The following is a 16,574-nucleotide window of genomic DNA, read 5'->3' on the forward strand; positions in this document are numbered from 1 at the left end:
CGAAGAAACGTACCGATCGATCAGGGGATCAACTGCTCGCCGTCGTCGTCGTAGATCGTGATCGCGTCGACTGGACAGGTTCGGGCCGCGAACTTCGCGTCGAGTTCTGCCCCGTCGGGGACTTCGCGGACGAAGATCCCATCTGTTTCCTCCTCGCTTCCCTCGAGCACTGCTTTTCCTGCCGACTTGTCTTTCGAGAACGCGTCCCATTCGGCGACACACTGGTACATGCCGATACACGTGTCCTCGTCGAATTCGACTCTCATGCTCGAGGGTTCGTGAGTCACCGACATACCGCTTCCGGACCGGATTTCGAGACGGAAGCCGAGATGACAATAGTAATACAACTGGCCAGTAAATTAAAATGAATACGATATAGGATTGGTATTATAAGTCTGTGAATTATTCTTTCAGATCAGAGTTAACAAACGCATCGGTCTCGAGCCGTCTCGAAAAGCGCTCGACTCGAGTTCGAAATGGGGGGTTCTCGAGAGTAATACGCCCGTTTTTACGAAATTGTAAATGGAGACCAACGAGTGCCCAATAGGCGATAGTCGCGACTCAGCGGCCCGCGACGGCCCGGCGGGCGACACCAGCCAGTAGATAGTCGCTCTATGTCGATCTTCAACCCTAAGTTCGAAACTCTCGCGACGTACAAAGTGCGTATTCTACACCATACCGGTGAAGTACGGTGGCGCGCGCTCGCTCGCGGGTCGCGATCCGACCCGCGAGCGAAATTTGCGCGAGGGATGAGTGAGCGAGTGTACGAGCGAACGAATCGGTTGGGGAGGACGTGGAAATCCCTGTCGTCAGCCTCAGTAGTGGATTCCGACATCATATCGCCCAGTGTGAGCTTCCAGCCACCGCAGTCGTCAAGCTCGTTTTAGGCTCGTTTTAGGACATCACAGCGACTCGGCCCGTGGCTGTCGGGTCGCGAAAGATCTGCTCGAGTAGTGCTATTCGATAGCGCTCGAGATCGAGCAATCGGCGATTGTCCGTGCTCGAGTGAAACTGGGAGCGGACGATCGAAGGCACGCGGCGCTCCCGAACCCGAGACCGCCATCATCGAAAAACAACCCACACCAAACGGACCCAGTTGACGATCGAGGCGAACGCCGAGCGCCACCCGACTCCCCGATTCCACCCGAGTCAGTCTTCGATTTCGATCGCCGGGCGGCCGGGTTCGGCGTTTCGAAGCACGTCGTCGGCGGCGTCGGTCGCGCGGACGACCCGAACCGGCACATCGAACTCGCGTTCGATCAGCCAGACGGCCGACTCGAGGGCGTCGTACTCGGCGTCGATCTCGAGCGGGTGGGTCAGCGCCTCTCGCTCGGCTTGCAGGTCCTGTCCGTAGCTTGCGGCCGCGTCGCCCTGCTCGCGGATCTCGGAGTTTTGCATCAGTTCGCCGATCAGGTTGTCGGCGTCGCTCTCGATGGCGATCTCGAGGGCGTCGTACTTCCACTCGGGCGCGACGACGACATCGATCGATTTCGGGTCCTCGATGCCGGCCACGTCGATGATCTGGCGGATGTCCTCGCGGGTATTCTCGACCAGGTTGCGGCGCTTCTCGACGTAGGCGCGATCAACCGTCGCGCTCGGCCACGGGGCGTCGACGACGAACTCGTCGTTTCCGAGCGCGTCGTACAGTTCTTCGGCGATGTGGGGCGCGACCGGCGCGAGCAGGCGGACGACCGCCGAGAGGCCGCGCTCGTAGGTCGCAGCGTGTGGCTCGGTGTACTCGGCGTACTGGCGGAGCGTGCGGACCAGTTCCTGACTCTCGCGAGCCGCGGCGTTGAAGGTCAGGTCGTCGTACTCCTCGCCGGCGATCGCGATCGCCGCGTCGATCTCGCTCTCGACGTAACTCGCGACGGCGTCGTCCTCGCCGTCGGGCGGGCTCGAAGCATAGTCTTCGACCAGCTCCTGAAGGCGGGTCAGGAAGGCGTAGGTCGATCGCACGCCCTCCTCGCTCCAGTCGAAGTCCCGCTCGGGCTGGGCGGCCTGCATCATGAACAGCCGCGCGGTGTCCGCACCGTACTCCTCGACGATCCGCTGGGGCGAGACGACGTTGCCGACGGACTTGGACATCTTCTCGCCCTCGAGTTGGACCATCCCCTGTGCGAGCAGGTTCTCGAATGGCTCGCGGTGGTCTAAGCCCTCGTTGTCGGCGAGGACTTTCGTGAAGAATCGTGAGTAAAGCAGGTGCATCACGGCGTGTTCGATGCCGCCGACGTACTGGTCGACCGGCATCCAGTCGTTGGCCCGCTCGAGATCGAACGGCGCGTCCTCGAGATCCGGCGAGACGTACCGCAGGAAGTACCACGAGGAGTCGACGAAGGTGTCCATCGTGTCCGTCTCTCGAGTGGCCTCGCTCCCACACTCCGGACAGGTCGTTTCCTTCCACTCCTCGGCGGCGTCGAGCGGATTTCCGGTGGTGTTGATGAACTCCGGCAGTTCGACCGGCAGCTCCTCGTCGGGAACCATCACGGGACCACAATCCTCACACTGGACGACTGGGATCGGGGTCCCCCAGTAGCGCTGGCGGGAGATCCCCCAGTCGCGAAGCTGGTACTGGGTCGCCTCTGTTGCACTGTCGATGTCCGCAGTGAGTCGCTCGCGAGCGGCCTCGCTCTCGAGGCCGGAGTACTCCCCGGAGTTGACCAGCACGCCGTCGTCGGTGTAGGCTTCCTCGCTGACGTCCGGCGCGTCGGGAACCGTCTCGCCGTCCCAGTCGTCGGGCTCGGGGGCGACGACGGGCACGATTTCCTCGCCCATCTTCTCGGCGAAGGCGTGGTCGCGCTCGTCGTGACCCGGCACGGCCATCAGCGCGCCGGTCCCTACGTCCGAGAGGACGAAGTCTGCGACGTAGACCGGGATCTCGTCGCCGGTCACGGGATTGGTCGCGGTCAGGCCGGTCGCGACGCCGTTGGGTTCGTCGCCCTCGGGATCGGCTTCGTGCTCGACGAACTCGCGAATCTCGTCGTTCTCCTCGGCGAGTTCCTCGCTGATCGGATGGTCGGGCGCGAGCGCGAAGAACGTCGCCCCGTGGATCGTGTCGACGCGGGTGGTGAAGGCCTCGACGGCACCGTACTCCCGCGGCTCGGTGCCCTCGCCGCGTCCGTTCGAGGCGCTACGCGCCTCGCTCCCCTCAATTTCGAAGTCCAGTTCCGTCCCGTACTGGCGGCCGATCCAGTTGCGCTGCATCTGGCGCACCGAGTTGGGCCACCCCTCCAGGTCGTCGATGGCCTCGAGCAGTTCGTCTGCGTACTCGGTGATCTTCAGGAACCACTGCTCGAGTTCGCGCTGGACGACCGGCGTGTCACAGCGCCAGCAGAGTTCTGCCTCGCCCTCGACCTGTTCGTCGGCCAGCACAGTCTCGCACTCGGGACACCAGTTGACCTCGGCGTCGCGTCGTTCGACGAGCCCTTCCTCGTGAAACCGGGAGAAGAGCCACTGGTTCCACCGGTAGTACTCCGGCTCGCAGGTCGCTATTTCGCGCTCCCAATCGTAGCCAAAGCCCATCGAGACCATCTGTTCGCGCATCGTTTCGATGCAGTCGAGGGTCCAGTCTCGAGGGTTCGTATCGCGTTCCTTGGCCGCGTTTTCGGCCGGCAGGCCGAACGCGTCCCAGCCCATCGGGTGGAGCACGTCGTCGCCGTTCATCCGCCGGTAGCGGGCGTAGGCGTCCGTGATCGTGTAGTTTCGGACGTGGCCCATGTGGAGTTTACCGGACGGATACGGGTACATCCCCAGCACGTACGTCGGATCCTCGACGTCGTCGGACGTTCGATACGCGTCGCCCTCGTCCCACGCGTCCTGCCAGCGCCGTTCGACCGCTACGTGGTCGTATCCCTCTTCGGTCATCTCTTGGTTAGGTGTGTTCGTGACGCGGCCCTATACCTTTCCATCCAAGTGCCGCCTCGCTCCGTCGGTGCCGTTTTTCATCGCCGCGACGGTCTCGTCGGGACACGCTCGAGCCGTTCGGCAGAGAGCGCGATCGGTCGGTCGATTCGACCGATCACTCGATGTCGATCCGTTTCGACTCGTCGTCCCCGCTTTCTTTGGGAAGCGTCACCGTCAGGACGCCGTTCGTGAAGGTCGCCGAGACGGCCTCCTCGTCGACCGGCTCGGGGAGCCGAATGCGGCGGTTCGCCGACTTGCTCGTCCGCTCGCGACGGACGTACTCGCCCTCCTCGAACGCCGTCTCGTCCTCGCGAGTCGCCTCGAGCCGGAGCGCGCCGTCCGAGAGCGTCAGTTCGATGTCGTCGGTTTCGTAGCCGGGCAAGTCCGCTGTCACGACGAACTCGTCGCCCTCGTCGGCGACATCGACGGCGACCGAGCCGGGGACCTGTAGCCCGCCGGTCATCATTCCCTCCTCGACCTGGTTGCTGATTCGGTTGAGCAGTTCCTCGAGGTCGTCGAACGGGTTCTGGCGCATACTTCGAGTACGCGCTCGAGGTGAATAAACGCTGCCCGTCGGTCGTCGACGGACGGCCGTCGCGACCGATGGAACCGGAGCGGTATCCGACGACGTGGTGCTACTCGGAAAGCGTCGCGTGGCCGTCCTCGAGTGCGTCACCCAGCACGTCGCGGGCGTGACCGTCCGGATCGACGTTCTCGTAGACCGTCTTTACCTCGCCGTCCGCGAGGAAGAACGTGGTCCGGGCTGCTGTGCCACCGCTCCGGTCGACACCGAATCGATCCGCCAGGTCCCCCTCCGGATCGGCCAGCAGATCGAACTCGAGGCCCTCCGCCTCACAGAACTCGCGATGGGAGTCGACGTCGTCGGTCGAGACGCCGTAGACCTCGACGCCGGCATCCCGATAGGTGTCGTACTCGCGCTGGAACTGAGTGGCCTCGATGGTACAGCCGGGCGTGTCGTCGCGCGGGTAGAAGTAGACGACGGTCGGATCGTCGAACTCGAGCGTAACTTCGTCGCCGTCCTGATTCGATGCGCGGACACTCGGGGCGTCGTCGCCGTCGTCGAGGGACATACCCGAACTCCGGCTGGACCCGAAAAACCGTTTACGGTGCTCGAGGGCAACCAGATATAATTTTTATACTTCTACCGCCGGACACATCGAACTTGGAACGAGTATATACTCGTTCGGCCATGACACTCTCCGAAAATCCGGTCGAGAGTTCGAACAGATCGGCGATAACAATTATCTGTCTTCCATATAGTTTTGTCATAGCAGCAACCCGCCGTCACCGATGTAGGTACGTTCGGGCAGGAAATATAATGGTATTCGAAACGTTCGTTCCCGATAGAATTCGGAAGCAGTATAGCATGAAAATAGCCGTGATGGTCGGCTGTGTGCTGGTCGTTACGCTCGCGTTTGCGGTTCTTTTCGGCCGACACGTCGTCACCGGTCCGGCGGATGAAGCGACGACGCGTGCCATCGCCGCACTGACCGGGATCACGGTCGTGTTCAGCGTGAACCTCGGCCTCCTCGGTATCGTACTGGGCGGCAACGTCTCGCTGGCGCTTCGTCGCCTGGCCGGCAAGACCGAACAGATCGGTGATGGTGAGTTCGATGTCGACCTCGAGACCGATCGTGTCGACGAAATCGGATCGCTCTACCGGTCGGTCGCGCGGATGCGCGATTCCCTGGAGGAATCGCTCGAGACGCTCGAGGAGGAACAAAAACGGGCCGAACGAGCCCGGTCCGACGCCGAGGAGCGCGCCGAAGAACTCGAGGCCGAACGGGCCCGGGTTCAGGAGACGCGGGCGAAAGTCGAACGGCAGAACGAACAGTTGGTTGCGGAGGCCGAGCGCTTCTCCGAGGTGATGGACGCCTGTGCGGACGGCGACCTGACCCGGCGGCTCGAGCCGTCGGTCGATAACGAGGCGACCGAAGCGATCGCGACCTCGTTCAACGAGATGCTCGACCGGATGAGCGACACCATCGCCGAAGTGCAGCGCTCGGCCGAGGCCGTCGAGACCATGTCGGTCGAACTCGACGACTCGAGTCGCCAGATCCGGACGGCGAGTCAGGACGTCGCCGAGTCGGTCCAGAAGATCGCCGAGGGGGCGGCCGACCAGTCGAAGGACTTGGACAACGCCTCTGGCGAAGTCAGCGAACTGTCCGCCGCCACGGAGGAGGTCGCCTCGACGACCAACGAGATCGCCGAGCAGTCCGACCAAGTGTCGACGCTGACCGACGAAGGACGCGAGGTCGCGGCCGAAGTGTCGACGAACATCGACGAACTCGTCGAGAACACGGAGACGGTCGTCGACACGGCCGAGGAACTCACCCGAGAGACCGAGCAGATCGAGGAGATCATCGCCCTGATCGACGACATCGCGGACCAGACGAACTTGCTCGCGCTGAACGCGTCGATCGAGGCCGCGACGGCGGGCGACGCCGGCAACGGCTTCGCGGTCGTCGCCGACGAGATCAAATCGCTCGCAGAGGAGACGATGGACGCCGTCGGCGACATCGAGGGAACCCTCGAGTCGATCAGAGACCGCACGCAGACGACGGCCGACGAGATCTCCGCGGTCGACTCGAACATGCAGACGACGGCGACGCTCGTCGACGACCTCGAGTCGCGCCTCGAGACGGTTTCAACCGAGATCGAGCAGGTCGATAGCAGCATCCAGCAGATCGCGCAGACGACCGGCGATCAGGCCGACTCGGCCCAGGAGCTGTCGATCATCGTCGACGACGTCGCCGACGTCGCCGACGAGACCAGCACCAAATCACAGCAGGCTGCCGCGGCCTCCGAGGAGACGAGTGCGACGATCGACTCGGTCACGCAGACGGCGACGGATCTCGGGGACAGCGCCGAAGATCTGCTCGGACTGATCGATGAGTTCGCCCTCGAACGGCAGTCCCGTCCGATAACGGCCGACGGGAGCGGAGGTGGTCGTGTATGATGAACTTCCTCTATGCGAACTCGATGCAACTCGCCGGCGTCCTTCTCGGACTGATCACCCTGGGATTCGTCGGCTGGGCGCGCACCCTCCCGATCGCGTGTCGGCGGTACGGGTACGCGGCCACCGTGGCGGCCGGCGCGATGGCCGTCGTCTACCTGGGGACGGCACCGATCCAGCAGGCCCTCGGGATCGGGGAGGATCCGATCCGGTTTCTGGGGTATACGGCGATGTGGATCCCGATCGTACTCGTTATCGGCTCGATCGCCGGCACCGGCAAGCGGCTGACGCTGGGCCTGCTCGGCGTCGTCCTGGCGCGCGTGTGGGTGACGTACTTCGCCGGCTTCCTCGACGGGGCCGCCATGACGGCCGCGACGCTCGTGCCGTTCGTGCTTCTCGTGGTCGGCATCGTGCTGTTGTATGGCCCGTTCGCACAGACGGCGGCCGTCCAATCGCCGGAGCGGTCGCTCCTGTACAACAAACTCAAGCACCTGATCGCCCTCGCGTGGATCGGACTCGTTGCGAACGGGCTCATCGTCGCCTTCCAGCTGGTCGACGAGTTCGTCGGGCTGATCGTGCTCCTCTACGTCGAGGTGGTCCTCGTCGTCGGCTTCGGCGCGCTCGTCCTCCGGAACGTCGAGGCGCTCGAGGACGCATCGAGGACTGGACTGTTGTCGTTCGGTACCGACACGACCGATTCGTTCGATCCGGTCGAAAACCGGGAACCAGGCGACTGACGGGAGTACAAACGCGTTTTCGGCAACCCAATCCGTCCTATTCGACCACGTGCTCCGTATCGTACGACCCCAGCCGCCGGACCCAGCCGTTCTCAGCGAGTTTCTCGAGTTCCGCGAGCGCTTCCTCGGTTCGAGACTCGTAGAGGCCCGCCTCGATGTCGATGTGGAAGACGTAGTCACCCAGTCGCTCGCCGCTCGGACGGGACTCGAGTCGCGTGAGGTTGATGTTTCGATCGGCGAAGGGCTCGAGGAGCTCGAGGAGCAGCCCCGGATAGTCGACGTCGGGATACGCGACGATGGAGGTTTTCCCGCCGCCGGGCGATCGATCCGCCGCCGGTGCGACCGCGAAGAATCGCGTCGCGTTCGAGGACCGTTCCTGAATGTCGTCGGCGATCACTTCGATACCGTCGCCGGCGTTGTCCGGATGGGCGATACCGGCCATCGACGGGTCCTCGCGGGCGTACTCGACGCTCTGGGCCGTACTGGCGACGGCCTCGAGGGTCGCGTCGGGGTACGTTTCCTCGAGGTAGGATCGACACTGAGCGAGCGCCTGAGAGTGGCTGGCGATCGTCTCGAAGTCCTCGCCCTGGGCGAGCAGAGCGTGGTTGATGGGGGTCACGATCTCGCTGACGATCGCGATTTCGTACTCGGCGATCGCGTCGAGGCTTTCGGTGACGCTGCCTTCGATGCTGTTCTCGATGGGGATGATACCCCGATCGTACTCGCCGCTTGCCACGGCGTCGACGATCGCCGTCACGGACTGACGGAAGTCGATGTCGTCGCCGATCGCCTGTGCCGCGCGATGAGAGTACGTCCCCTCGGGTCCGAGCGTGACAACGGTCATAACCTCTTGTTTACGGGTCGGGAGCAAAAGCCCATCGGGAACCCGGGTCGTCAGTCGTCGGCCGCGGTGGGAGCGCTGGTTCCGGTCGGCGGGTCATCGGAGACAAGCCATCCCTTCTCGGTCGCATCCGCCGCGACGTGCGGTTGGAAGACCCACGCGCAGAAGGCGAGGATGGGAATCATCGAGACGCCGACGATCGCGTAGCCGACGTGGAGGTTCGGAAGGAACGGCGCGGCGAACACGAGCGGGTAGACGGAGCCGCCGACCGTACCGATACCGCCGACGATGCCGGCGACGGTACCGGAGTTGTTCGGGAACATCGCCGGTACCTGTGCGAAGATCGCGCCCTCGGAGAAGGCACAGCCGACGCCGACCAGGAATCCGGCGCCGACCGCCATGTAGACGTTCCCGGTCAATCCGGCTGCCGTCATACCGAACATCGTCAGGACGACGAACACGAGCGTCATGAACGTCCACTGTTCCCGGTATCGTCCTTCGAACCACGGTAGCAACTCGAGTTCCCTGCGAGCGAGGACGTCGCTGACGTAGCCGCCGATCGGCCGAAGCAAGCCCGCTGCGACCGAAAACGTCGCGGCGAAGGTGGCGGCGATCACGATGTCGCCCTGTCCGAATCCCTCGCGGTAGTAGGTCCCCAGCCAGCCGTTCATCGCCACCTCGAGGCCGAACGTCATCACGTACGCCGCTGCGAGGACGACCGCGCCGTGGCGGGTTGCGATGTAGAGCCACTGTCGTCTGTTGACGCCGTCTCTGGTCGCCTGCCGTCTGGCTTCGGTCTTCGCGGCACCGCCGAAAACGTAGTAGACGACGCCCAGAACGACCGCGATCACGCCGGTGTAGAAGAACGCGGCGCGCCAGTTCGACGCGAATATCGGGCCGCTGTACTCCGCGCCGAAAAGCCGCGGCAGGGTGAAATACGCGCCAAGCCCCGCACCGGCGTTGCCGATGCCGGCGAAGATCCCCTCCGCCAGTCCGAGGTTCTCCTCTTCGAACCACTGGGAGACGTGCTGAATTCCGATCACGAAGGTGATCCCGGCCAGCGACGCGATAATACGCGACCCGACGAATACCTCGTAGGTCTGGGAGAACGCACTGATAATCGAGAAGGTACCCACGACCAGAAGCGTGATCCCGGCGATCACCGGCGCGCCGTACCTGTCGGTGAGCGGCCCGACGAGTATCCGCCCCAGCGGGACGGCAACGACGGCCGCGCTCGAGACGACGCCGAGTTGCGCGATCGAGAGGCCGAACTCGGTCGCGATGGCGTCGGTGAACGGAGCGAATGAGAACCAGATGACGAAACCGAGGTTGAACATCGCCGTCGCGAGGAGCAAGTTCTTCCACTTGGCGTCGATCATACGCCCACCTCGTTCGATTCGACGACCGATCCGATCGAACCCAGACCGACACAGCCGACCGACCGTCGGCGCTCGGCGGGTCGCGCTGACGAGGCCACGAACCCGGCCAGAACGATGTTCTTATTTCGATGTGGACACACAGTTGCCCCATCCCATATTTGGTGGACGAACGTACTCATATTTCTATTGGGTATGGCCAGCCAGCCACATATAAGCGTGTTTATTAGACAGATATAACAGTACAACGGGATAGCCGTTACACTAGGTTGTATTATCGTCTTTTGAAACTGGACAAGCGACCACTAATACGGTCCGAGGGAGTCGATCGAAAGCAGTCGGTCGAAGCGATCGACCGAAGCCGGCCGGCCGAAGTTGATCGATTAGATGGTACGACGGAGACAGGGCCGAAGACCCAGTACTCAAGAGCGTCGGCACTCGAGTCACACCCTCGCGAGAATCACCGGCCGCCGATTATTCGTCGAGGTGTTCGATTCCCTGCTTTGCCACGTTCGCTTCCGTGATCTCACCCGGCATCCAGTCCGGTTTGTCGTCCGGTGCGGTTTCCTCCCAGGCCCAGCCGTCGTAGATGTGGACCTTGTCCGTCCCCTTCTCACGAAGCCGGAGTTCGACTCGCTCGGCGGCGTCCTCGCTCGAGCCGGCCTCGAGTCGCCGTGCCGCTTTGAGTGCGGCCTGCCGAGGTGTGTTCCCAGAGAAGACGCTCTCCTCATCTCCGTTAGACGTGCGCAGTGCAAAGTTCCGCTTACCATCTTCACGTACCATGGTTTTTCCCTCCGTGTCAATTCAGCACACGGTCCGACATAAAGATATCCCCCAAAATCGACCGACTGCGCCAGTATCTTTAAGTACATCCGGTCCCCCACAAACTGTCACCAACTGGTTCATCGGCGTGAAATTCCGCCCATATATTCAGATACGTACGTCATAGGTGACGTGGCACATCGATATCGCGTAGAAAACACTTAAGTAGATCCTGCGGTGAAGTTCGTGTTAGAACCCCGCGATGGTCCGGAAAAAGAAGCTGAGTCCAAGCGGCGCGAAAGACGATAACGGGAACTATCACAACGTCCATCTCAATCTCCACGAGGACGAACTCGAGGTGGCGGGCATGGACATCGGCGACGAGGTCTTCGTCCGCGTTCGAGACGGGAAGATCATCATCCAGAAAGCCGACGAGGAGGAAGTCGAACACAATTTCTAAAACCGACCTTTTGCTCTGCGCTCACAGCGCCGGCGAGCGGCGCTGCTCGCTCGGCAAAACGTCGATGAAAAGCACTCCTTTTTCCTCTCCGTTCGCGTTGCTCACTCCGAGTCAGTCGTCGGCCCGCTCGCTCACTTCGTTCGCTCGCGGGAAAATATCGTTGACTTACCGCGTCCACTCAGCGGACGGTGCTCAGTTCAGTGCCTCGAGATCGAACTCGAACGCCGCGACCGGAACCTCGAGGTCGTGTTCGACGAGCACCTTCGGGTGGAGTTCGCCGATCACACCGACTTCCTCGCCGTCGATGACGACCGCGGCGGTCCGACCGTCGATGAACGACGGGTGCTCGGTCGGGGGCGTCTCGAGGTCCCCGCCGAAGTCTCGGACGAGCGTCTGGAGTCGGCCCTTCGCGTCCTCGTAGGCCGCGTCGTGGCGTGCGAGCACGGCACCGACGCTCCGGCGCTCGGCGACGCCCGTGTTCTCCGAGTCGTCGATCTCGGCCGCGAAGCCGATTTCGGCCAGATCCTGAGGGTACGAGCGGTGGGTGTTTCGCTCGAGGACCATCACCAGCGAGGGAAGCACCCACGTCCGAAGCATGGTGTAGTCCTCGCTGTAGGGCTCTTTGATCGTAGCGGGTTTGCCGACGCCGTAGACTGCCTCGTCCGCACTGTCGTCGTCCGGCGTCGGAAGCGACAGTCGATCGAAGTTCTCGGCCTCGTTGATCATGTGGAAGTTGAGCAGGTCCTCGAACCCGAGCCCGACGAGACTCCGGCGGGTCGCGTCCTCGAGGCGACTGCGCTCGTGCCGGCCGCCGACGGTCCCCACGTCGGGGTAGCGCGGTTCGAGTTCGTTGAAGCCGTAGGCCCGCCCGAGGTCGTCGATGATGTCCATCGGGTGGAGTACGTCGACGCGGTAGGGCGGAATCGTCATCTCGTACGTGAGGGCAGCGGCGTCGCTTTCCGCCGTTTCAGCCTCCGTCGTCTCGGCCTCCTCCGTCTCGGCCTCGAGACCGGCTCGTTCGGCCAGATCGACGACTTCCTCGGGATCGAGGTCGATGCCGAGAATCGTCTCGATGCGGTCGTGGGCGACGGTCTTGGTCTCGAGCGAGAGGTCGGGCCGAACGAGTTCGCGATCCGGATACGCCACGGTCACCTCCTCGATAGTCCCGCCGCGGGCGCTCAGGGCGTAGCAGATGATCGCACACATCCTGTCGATCGTCCACTGGTCGGTGCCGGTCAGTTCGACGAACAGGTCCCGCGAGTCGGTCGAGACCTCGGTTCGCCGACCGTTGATCACCGGCGGGAACGAGAACAGCCCGAGTTCGTCGTAGATCGCCGGATATCGCTCGAGGTCTCGAACCAGATCGGCGTAGGTGTCGCCGGTCGGGTGTTCGGAGAGCACGTCCGTGGGCGTCATCTCCCGATCTGAATCCAGCGGCACGAACCGGTCGCCCTCGGGGTCGATGCCGGTGTAGCGGACGCTCGAGTCGGCCGCTCCCGTCGAGGCGCCCTTGAGCATAGTGAGGTCGTGAATGCCGATCGCGCCTTTCGCGCGCTTGCGGCCCATCGTCGCGTGGAGCTTCTCCTGTAGCTGGATGAGCGAATCTAACGCCTCCTCGTCTAGATTCACGCCGCGGACGACCGCGCCCGTGACGTACGGGCGCTCGTCGGGGACATCGTCGTCGACCTCGATGGTCCACTCGGCCGAGTTCGTGTTCGGCACGTAGACGCCCCTGTCGTCGCCGTACTGGTAGCGAAGCGAGCGGGCGACGCCCTCGACCGAAAGCCGGTCGAGTCGATCCGGCGCGAACTCGAGTTCGAACTCGTCGTCCTCGGTTCGGCCCTCGAACTCCAGACCGAGCGCGAATAAGTCTTCGATCAGGTCGTCGTCGCTCTTTTCGTCGGCGCTGGTTAACTCGCGCAGTTCGTCGGGGTCGATTTCGACCGTGGGCATCAGTAAGTCACCTCCGTCTCTCGCAGCAGTTCCAGATCACATAGCGTCCCGTGGATGTCGCGGATGTCCTCGAAGCCGTACATCAACATCAGCAGGCGCTCTAAGGCCAGTCCCCAGGCCATCACGTCACAGTCGACGCCGAGGGGCTCGAGCATTTCTTCGCGGAAGATCCCCGAATTGCCGATCTCGACGAGTTCGCCCGTCGTCGGATGCGTCCCGAACAGCTCGAAGCTCGGCTCCGTGTAGGGATTGTAGTGTGGCTTGAACTCGATGTCCGTGATCCCGAACTGGGCGTAGAACTCCTCGAAGGTGCCCATCAGGTCGCGAACGGAGAGATCCTCGGCCATCACCCAGCCCTCGATCTGGAAGAACTCGAGGAGGTGGGTCGGGTCGAGCGTGTCATTTCGATACACCTTCTCGACGCTGAAGAATCGCTGTGGCGGCTCGAGATCGCCGATCTCCTCGCCGGAGAGGTATCGCGCCGAAAGCGAGGTCGTGTGGCCGCGCAGTGCGAGCGCCCGCGCGAAGTCCTCGTCCCACGGCGAGTGATAGCCTTCGCCGTCCTCGCCGACGCCCTCGCGGTGAGCGCGCTCGACGCGGTCGACCAGATCCGCGGGCAGGTCGTCGATGTGGGTCGGCTGCTCTAAGGCGAACCGGTCCCAGTGAGTCCGAGCAGGGTGGTCCTGGGGCATGAACAGGCAGTCGTTGATCCAGAAGTCGGCGTCGACGTGGGGGCCTTCCATCTCCTGAAAACCCATACCGACGAGGACGTCTTTCACGCGATCCGCGGTCTGGCGCAGGATGTGGGTCTTGCCGCTTCGAGCCGGTTCGGCGTCGGCCTCGACGTTGTACTCGGCGAACGCCGCATCTTCCCAGTCGCCGCTGGTGAGCAGTTCTGGCGTGACCTGCCCGACGGTCTCTGCGGTCTCGATGCCCGCCATCAGCTCCGTGACGCCGAGTTCGGAAAGCGTCGCGGAGCGAACGGTTGTCTCGCTTCGCTCGAGTAAGTCCCGACGCTCGAGGTTAGCGATCGTCTCTGCGTCGACCTCGAGGACATCGACGGGTGCCCCGGCGGCTTCGTCCGCGCCGTCGTCGGTTTCCGTCGCATCCGCGACCACCTCGAGCGCGTTCGCCTCCGAATCTGCGCCGGGGTCAGCGTCGGGATCGGCGGTGATCTCCCCGCTGTCGATCGAGCCGTACCCCTTCCGGGCGTAGTTCGACAGCGCGATGTCGACCGCCTGTCCCTCGAGCCCGGATGCGCCGATGACCTGTCCCATCGAAACGGGCCCGGAATCGGCACCGGCCTCGAGTGCTGCCTCGTAGAGCCGAACTTCGGGAAGGCACGCATCGACGTACTCGCGGCCCTCATCGGTTATCGATACCGTTTCGTCGACGCGTTCCTCGACGGCGACCAATCCCTCGTCTGCGAGTTCGAAGAGCGCGCCGGTCACGGTCTCCGGGGGAAGTTCGGTCGCCGCAGCGAGGGCGTCGACGGACTGTGCCTCGTCTGCGCTCGCGGCCTCGATGACCGCGGCCTGTGCGTGTGGGAGTTTCATTCGCTTACTTCAATGGCTGTGGGTCGGTCAGTTAGCGGTTCCGACTCGGTACGGCCGGTTTCGACCCGATCGGCTCGTCAGAGCCGCTCGAGCGTTCACCGACTCACCGGAAAAAAGCGAAGCCGAATCCCGACGACGGCTGCTGTGGCTTGCGAGTGACACTGGCACGGACACGGGATTCGGTTGCCATACCTGTCCGGTGAGCCGGTTCCGGCAAAAGCCTTGCGGGACGGTCCCACGCCTCTAGCGCGTGTAGTTGTCGGCCAGTTGTTTCAATCCGCGTCGCGGCGACTCGAGACCCTACCCGCGCCGCGGCGACTCGAGTTCGATGTCCGCTTGCTCGAGCAGGTCCTCGACTTCCTCGCGCTTTTCCTGGTGGTCCGCAAGGAAGTCCCGCATCAGTTCGGCCGCTTGCTCCTTGCAACCGCCACAGAGGCGCTCGCCGCCGACGCACTCGTCGTAGACCTCCTTTGCGAACTCGTCGTCGTCGCCTGCGAGCAGGTAGGCGTACAGCTCATAGACCGGACACTCGTCGGCCCGACCGCCGAGTTCGCGCTGTTTTTCGGCCGTCTCGCGGCCGCCGGTCGTCGCCGACTTGACCTTGTCGTAGCCCTCCTGAGGATCGTCGAGCAGCGAGATGTGGGAGGCTTCGATCGACGAGGACATCTTGCCACCGGTGAGGCCGGTCATGAACCGGTGATAGATCGACGACGGTGCCACGAATCCGTAGCCGCCGTTCTCGACTTCGATCGTCTTCGCCAGCGACTCTGCCGCCTCGAGGTCGAGGTCGAACGCGTCGACGTGGTTCTCGTAGACGCGCTTCTCGCCGTCGACGGCGTCGATGAGCGCCTCGAAGGCGTCGTCAGTCGCCCGACGATTGAAGAATCGGGTTCGGGGGCGAACCGGCTCCTTGCCGGCCTCCGAGAGCTTCGAGACGACCGAGCCGAGGGTGTCGGGCGACACGTCGAGTTCCTCGAGCGGCGTCCGCTCCAGTTCTTCGGCGACGTGCACGCACCGAAGCGCGTCGTCGTCGAACTCCGCCGGATCGAGTCGCTCGTAGTACTCGGCGACGAGTTCGCGTTCCTCGTCGTCGAGTTCGAAACTCGCGTAGGCCTTCGAGACCTTGAAGAAGCGCATCCGCTCGGCGAGGTCTCGAGCCAGCCTGACGTGGGGGTCCTGATCGGGGCCGACGGGGATCACGGTCGGCTTCGGCTCCTCGAGTTGCGGGTAGAGGATGTCGGCCATCTGGGTCACGACGCTTTGCATATGCGAGACGTCGGTTTCGCCGTCGAAGCCGTAGATCGCCTCGAACTCCGAGAAGTTCGCCTCCGCGCCGAGTTCGAACGCCAGATCCTGCACCTCGCGGTTGGTCGACTGGCGGTACAGGTCGCCCTCCTCGGGATCGAATCCGAGCGCGAGCAAGGAGAGCAGGTAGTTTCGGCTGTGCTCGTCGATCTCGTCCCAGGTCAGCCCGCGGGCGGCGTGGGCCTCGAGATCCGCGATGAGCCCGTAGGCGTCGGCTCCTTGCTGTTGGTGCCAGATGATCTCGTCGAAAACCAGCTTGTGGCCGATGTGGGGATCCCCCGTCGGCATGAACCCCGAGAGCGCCGCAAAGGGCTCGTCGTTTCGCATCGCTTCGGCGACGGGCCGATAATCCCGATGACCGAAGATGACGCCCCGGCGTAACAGATAGTGCGGGTTCGGCACCTCCGGGAGAATTTTCTCGAACTCCTCGATCCCGAACTCCTCGAAGAGATTCCGGTAGTCGGAGACGCTCGAGGAACCCCACGGATCCAGCGCGACGTCGTCTGCGCCTGCGGCTCCACCGTCGGAGCGGAGTTCCGACGAGGATCGCGATCTACGTGATCGCTCACCGCCATCCGTTCTCAGTTCCACCGAGTCCTCAAGTGGCTCGTCTCCGGTCATTATCACCGTGTTGGCGCGCCAGCGCGCAAAAGGCTTCGGCTTCGGTGCGGATCCGGCGTGATCGGCCAGATATCCGACAGTGGCGC

The 16,574-nt window shown here is 63.5% G+C and carries 13 protein-coding genes; 3 read left to right on the forward strand and 10 right to left on the reverse strand.

Annotated elements, in window-relative coordinates:
- Positions 1 to 20: 20 nt before the first annotated feature.
- From EL22_RS05095 to EL22_RS05110, 4 genes are all read right to left on the reverse strand, one after another.
- Positions 21 to 266, reverse strand: a complete 246-nt coding sequence (locus EL22_RS05095) for a ferredoxin (RefSeq protein WP_050050520.1) — start codon at positions 264 to 266, stop codon at positions 21 to 23.
- A gap of 883 nt (positions 267 to 1,149) precedes the next feature.
- Positions 1,150 to 3,861, reverse strand: a complete 2,712-nt coding sequence (gene leuS / locus EL22_RS05100; protein WP_050050439.1) for a leucine--tRNA ligase — start codon at positions 3,859 to 3,861, stop codon at positions 1,150 to 1,152.
- A 154-nt stretch (positions 3,862 to 4,015) separates the two neighbouring features.
- Complete coding sequence (locus EL22_RS05105; RefSeq protein WP_050050440.1) at positions 4,016 to 4,435, reverse strand: Hsp20/alpha crystallin family protein; 420 nt, start codon at positions 4,433 to 4,435, stop codon at positions 4,016 to 4,018.
- Between the two features lie 100 nt (positions 4,436 to 4,535).
- The gene (locus EL22_RS05110; RefSeq protein WP_050050441.1) at positions 4,536 to 4,991 is read right to left on the reverse strand and encodes a peroxiredoxin; all 456 of its coding nucleotides are present in this window, start codon (positions 4,989 to 4,991) and stop codon (positions 4,536 to 4,538) included.
- A 248-nt stretch (positions 4,992 to 5,239) separates the two neighbouring features.
- Between EL22_RS05110 and EL22_RS05115 the strand changes: the two genes are divergently transcribed.
- Both EL22_RS05115 and EL22_RS05120 read left to right on the forward strand, forming a co-directional pair.
- Positions 5,240 to 6,880, forward strand: coding sequence for a methyl-accepting chemotaxis protein (locus EL22_RS05115; protein ID WP_050050442.1), 1,641 nt, complete (start codon positions 5,240 to 5,242; stop codon positions 6,878 to 6,880).
- Entirely contained in the window at positions 6,877 to 7,614 is a 738-nt protein-coding gene (locus tag EL22_RS05120) for a bacteriorhodopsin (RefSeq protein ID WP_050050443.1), read from the forward strand. Before EL22_RS05115 ends, EL22_RS05120 begins: the two co-directional genes overlap by 4 nt.
- Before the next feature lie 37 nt (positions 7,615 to 7,651).
- On the opposite strand, the gene pheA is transcribed toward EL22_RS05120, so the two are convergent.
- The 3 genes from pheA to EL22_RS05135 all read right to left on the reverse strand — a co-directional run bounded on the left by pheA (position 7,652) and on the right by EL22_RS05135 (position 10,614).
- Complete coding sequence (gene pheA, locus EL22_RS05125) at positions 7,652 to 8,458, reverse strand: prephenate dehydratase (protein ID WP_050050444.1); 807 nt, start codon at positions 8,456 to 8,458, stop codon at positions 7,652 to 7,654.
- A gap of 50 nt (positions 8,459 to 8,508) precedes the next feature.
- Positions 8,509 to 9,834, reverse strand: a complete 1,326-nt coding sequence (locus tag EL22_RS05130) for an MFS transporter (protein ID WP_050050445.1) — start codon at positions 9,832 to 9,834, stop codon at positions 8,509 to 8,511.
- 471 nt (positions 9,835 to 10,305) lie between these two features.
- On the reverse strand, positions 10,306 to 10,614 hold the full coding sequence (locus EL22_RS05135) for a non-histone chromosomal MC1 family protein (protein ID WP_050050446.1): 309 nt from the start codon (positions 10,612 to 10,614) through the stop codon (positions 10,306 to 10,308).
- A 241-nt stretch (positions 10,615 to 10,855) separates the two neighbouring features.
- Between EL22_RS05135 and EL22_RS05140 the strand changes: the two genes are divergently transcribed.
- A complete protein-coding gene (locus tag EL22_RS05140) occupies positions 10,856 to 11,053 on the forward strand; it encodes a hypothetical protein (RefSeq protein ID WP_049953837.1) in 198 nt (65 codons plus the stop codon).
- 192 nt (positions 11,054 to 11,245) lie between these two features.
- Here the strand turns inward: EL22_RS05140 and pheT are convergent, their stop codons facing one another.
- The 3 genes from pheT to EL22_RS05155 form a co-directional block, all read right to left on the reverse strand.
- Positions 11,246 to 13,006: a phenylalanine--tRNA ligase subunit beta gene (gene pheT, locus EL22_RS05145; RefSeq protein ID WP_050050447.1), complete on the reverse strand. Its 1,761-nt coding sequence runs from the start codon at positions 13,004 to 13,006 to the stop codon at positions 11,246 to 11,248.
- On the reverse strand, positions 13,006 to 14,562 hold the full coding sequence (locus EL22_RS05150; RefSeq protein ID WP_050050448.1) for a phenylalanine--tRNA ligase subunit alpha: 1,557 nt from the start codon (positions 14,560 to 14,562) through the stop codon (positions 13,006 to 13,008). Before EL22_RS05150 ends, pheT begins: the two co-directional genes overlap by 1 nt.
- A gap of 300 nt (positions 14,563 to 14,862) precedes the next feature.
- A complete protein-coding gene (locus tag EL22_RS05155) occupies positions 14,863 to 16,488 on the reverse strand; it encodes a tryptophan--tRNA ligase (protein ID WP_050050521.1) in 1,626 nt (541 codons plus the stop codon).
- Positions 16,489 to 16,574 lie beyond the last annotated feature (86 nt).

This window comes from Halostagnicola sp. A56 (genome assembly GCF_000691505.1).
Classification (GTDB): domain Archaea; phylum Halobacteriota; class Halobacteria; order Halobacteriales; family Natrialbaceae; genus Halostagnicola.

Bases quoted from the DNA above. Each gene is read 5' to 3' on its own strand.
- EL22_RS05140 (WP_049953837.1), top strand. From the start codon at position 10,856: ATGGTCCGGAAAAAGAAGCTGAGTCCAAGCGGCGCGAAAGACGATAAC.
- leuS (WP_050050439.1), bottom strand. From the start codon at position 3,861: ATGACCGAAGAGGGATACGACCACGTAGCGGTCGAACGGCGCTGGCAG.
- EL22_RS05115 (WP_050050442.1), top strand. From the start codon at position 5,240: ATGGTATTCGAAACGTTCGTTCCCGATAGAATTCGGAAGCAGTATAGC.
- EL22_RS05105 (WP_050050440.1), bottom strand. From the start codon at position 4,435: ATGCGCCAGAACCCGTTCGACGACCTCGAGGAACTGCTCAACCGAATC.
- EL22_RS05130 (WP_050050445.1), bottom strand. From the start codon at position 9,834: ATGATCGACGCCAAGTGGAAGAACTTGCTCCTCGCGACGGCGATGTTC.
- EL22_RS05150 (WP_050050448.1), bottom strand. From the start codon at position 14,562: ATGAAACTCCCACACGCACAGGCCGCGGTCATCGAGGCCGCGAGCGCA.
- EL22_RS05135 (WP_050050446.1), bottom strand. From the start codon at position 10,614: ATGGTACGTGAAGATGGTAAGCGGAACTTTGCACTGCGCACGTCTAAC.
- EL22_RS05110 (WP_050050441.1), bottom strand. From the start codon at position 4,991: ATGTCCCTCGACGACGGCGACGACGCCCCGAGTGTCCGCGCATCGAAT.
- EL22_RS05120 (WP_050050443.1), top strand. From the start codon at position 6,877: ATGATGAACTTCCTCTATGCGAACTCGATGCAACTCGCCGGCGTCCTT.
- EL22_RS05155 (WP_050050521.1), bottom strand. From the start codon at position 16,488: ATGACCGGAGACGAGCCACTTGAGGACTCGGTGGAACTGAGAACGGAT.
- EL22_RS05095 (WP_050050520.1), bottom strand. From the start codon at position 266: ATGAGAGTCGAATTCGACGAGGACACGTGTATCGGCATGTACCAGTGT.
- pheA (WP_050050444.1), bottom strand. From the start codon at position 8,458: ATGACCGTTGTCACGCTCGGACCCGAGGGGACGTACTCTCATCGCGCG.
- pheT (WP_050050447.1), bottom strand. From the start codon at position 13,006: ATGCCCACGGTCGAAATCGACCCCGACGAACTGCGCGAGTTAACCAGC.